Consider the following 2,903-nt stretch of genomic DNA (forward strand, 5'->3'; position numbering starts at 1 on the left):
GCATAAACCAGAAAATCCGTACGTTTCGGAATTTTGCGCAGGGAATACATCATAAAGCCGGCGATGGTTTCATAATTTTCCGAATTGGGAAACTCTTCAATATCCAGCGCGCGCATGACATCGGTAAGCGGCGTGGCGCCATCTACCAACCATGTATCTTCGGTACGGCGGATGATTTGCGGCTCTTCTTCGGTATTAACCAGCTCGCCCATCACAATGCTCATCACATCTTTCAGCGTTACCACGCCGACCACGAGCGCGTATTCGTTTACCACTACGGCAAAGTCTTCGCCGGAAGTTTTGAAGGTCTCCAATACATCATAAAGCGACAACGTATCGGGGATGAACAAGGCTTTGCGCAACACGCGCTTGTCGGTCAGACGGACGTCTTTTTCTTTTAAAAACAAGGTCAGCAGCGTATGCGATTCGATATAGCCGATGACGCGTTCCAAATCGCCGTCGCATACGAGAAATTTATTGTGCGGTTTTTCCGACATCATTTCCAACACGGTATCGCTGTCGTCGTGTTTGTCAAAATAGGCGATATATTCGCGCGTGCTCATGGTGGAAGTGACCGTGCGCTCTTGCATATCGAAAATGTTTTCAATCAGATAGTGCTCTTGTTCTTTCAATACACCAGCCTGAGCGCCTGCATCAACGACGGCATAAATATCTTCCGAGGTCAGCTGCTCCTGACGGACGGTTGAGATTTTGAAGAGTTTGAATATTGCATTTGCCAATCCGTCAAAAACCCAGACAAGGGGTTTTAAGATAAAAATCAAAAACATCATCGGACGGACAATGCGTACCGCCACCGCTTCGGGATGGGTCATTGCCATGCGCTTAGGCATCAGGTCGGCAATTAAAATAAAGCTGCCTGTAACCAGCGAGAAGGTCAGCAAAGAGGCAACTGTGCTGCCCCAACTGCCTGCGTTCTCCAAAAGTTTGCCAAAATACGGACGTATTGCCGCCTCGCCGACGATACCGGCAAGAATGGCGACGGCGTTCAAACCGATTTGGACAACAGTAATAAAACTGCCCGGCTGCTGCTGCATATTGATTACGTCAAGCGCACGCGTATCGCCGCCGTCTTTCGCCATGACCTGCAATTTGATTTTACGTGCCGAGGCAAGCGCGAGTTCGGAACAGGATACAAACGCGCTAATGACAATCAGCAGGCACAATAATAGTAAGGCTTCAAAAATATTCATGAAAATTTGTGTGTATGGTATAGGTTAAAAATATTCAAACAGCAAAGGCCGTCTGAAAAACTCAATTTGATCTTAGATTTGTATTATGTTCATTTACTGTTTTAATCATCCAGCGCATCCTCATCCAAGGATTTCAACCATTTCAGCTTTTCGCCAATTTTGATTTCCAGGCCGCGCGGAACGGGTTGGTAGAAATCGGGTTCATCCAAACCATCGGGCATATAGCTTTCTCCGGCGGCGTAAGCGTTAGGCTCGTCATGAGCGTAGCGGTACTCGCGTCCGTAACCCAATTCTTTCATCAACTTGGTCGGCGCATTGCGCAGGTGGACGGGCACTTCATCACTGGCGTTTTCTTTGACGAAGCGGCGCATTTGGTTGTATGCCTTGTAGCCCGCGTTGGATTTGGCGGCGGCGGCAAGGTACAGCACGGCTTGCGCCAGCGCGAGTTCGCCTTCGGGCGAGCCTAAGCGTTCGAAAGTGGCGGCGGCATCGTTGGCGATTTGGAAGGCGCGCGGGTCGGCAAGCCCAATGTCCTCCCACGCCATGCGCACGATGCGGCGGGCGAGGTAACGCGGGTCGGTGCCGCCGTCGAGCATACGGCAGAACCAATACAATGCCGCATTGGGATGCGAACCGCGCACGGATTTGTGCAACGCGGAGATTTGGTTGTAGAAACTCTCGCCGCCTTTGTCGAAACGGCGGATTTGCGCGCCCAAGCTGTCGGCGAGAAATTCGGCGGTTAAGGTTTTCAGACGACGTGTGTCGGCGGCGCGTAAAAGTTGTTCCAACAGATTCAACAATCTGCGCGCATCGCCGTCGGCGGTATTGACGAGCAGCTCCTGCGCATCGGCTTCAATCGTGAAATCTCGGTATTCGGGCAACGCCAACACTTTGGCAATCAGCTTTTTGAGGTCGTCTGAAGACAAGGATTGCAAAACATATACCTGCGCGCGGCTCAACAGCGCAGGATTGACTTCGAACGACGGATTTTCCGTAGTCGCGCCGATAAAGGTCAGCAAACCGCTTTCGACATGGGGCAAAAACGCGTCCTGTTGCGCTTTGTTGAAGCGGTGTACCTCGTCAACAAACAAAATCGTCGCGCGTCCCTGCTGCAAAGCAATTTCTGCTTTGTCGATTGCCTCGCGTATGTCTTTCACTCCGGAAAATACGGCAGAAACAGGCAGAAACTGTGCATTAAAACTCTGTGCCAAAATCCGTGCCAGCGTGGTTTTACCTACCCCCGGCGGCCCCCACAGCAACATAGAATGCGGCTTTCCACCCTCGACCGCCACACGCAGCGGCTTTCCTTCGCCGATTAAATGCTGCTGCCCGATGACATCGTCCAGGGAATGCGGGCGCAAGCGTTCGGCAAGCGGTGCATCGGGTTGGCGGGTAAAGAGGTCGGACATGGCGGTTTCCGTGAAAAGTGTTTTCAGACGACGTGGATTATAACAGGTCGTCTGAAAAGGGGATTAACGCTATTTAGGCGTAATATCAATATAATTTTCATTCAAAATTTGTAGGGATTTCCCGCTGATGACGATACATTCCTCAGCTAATTTTGCGGCTTCCTCTTTTCCTTTGTTGTTTTCAGCAGTTGGCGGGCAGAAAACTTTGGTGTCACCTAAGTTCCAAGCCATATAGCCGTATAAGGCATTGTTGCGTTGTTCAGGTTTCGGAGAACAATTAATA

The 2,903-nt window shown here is 50.6% G+C and carries 2 protein-coding genes and 1 pseudogene; all 3 read right to left on the reverse strand.

Annotated features, from left to right (window positions below; translation table 11 throughout):
• Positions 1 to 1,211 (reverse strand): hemolysin family protein (locus tag ACTHUT_RS16995; RefSeq protein WP_440419158.1); only part of this gene is annotated, 1,211 nt, incomplete at its 3' end.
• Positions 1,212 to 1,312: 101 nt separating this feature from the next.
• Positions 1,313 to 2,620, reverse strand: a complete 1,308-nt coding sequence (locus tag ACTHUT_RS17000; protein ID WP_250600279.1) for a replication-associated recombination protein A — start codon at positions 2,618 to 2,620, stop codon at positions 1,313 to 1,315.
• A 69-nt stretch (positions 2,621 to 2,689) separates the two neighbouring features.
• Positions 2,690 to 2,903, reverse strand: a pseudogene (locus ACTHUT_RS17005) (hypothetical protein); the annotation flags it as partial.

The sequence above is a fragment of the Neisseria sp. P0022.S010 genome (genome assembly GCF_051956635.1).

Coding starts and splice junctions, on each gene's coding strand:
- ACTHUT_RS17000 (WP_250600279.1), bottom strand. CDS start 2,620: ATGTCCGACCTCTTTACCCGCCAACCCGATGCACCGCTTGCCGAACGC.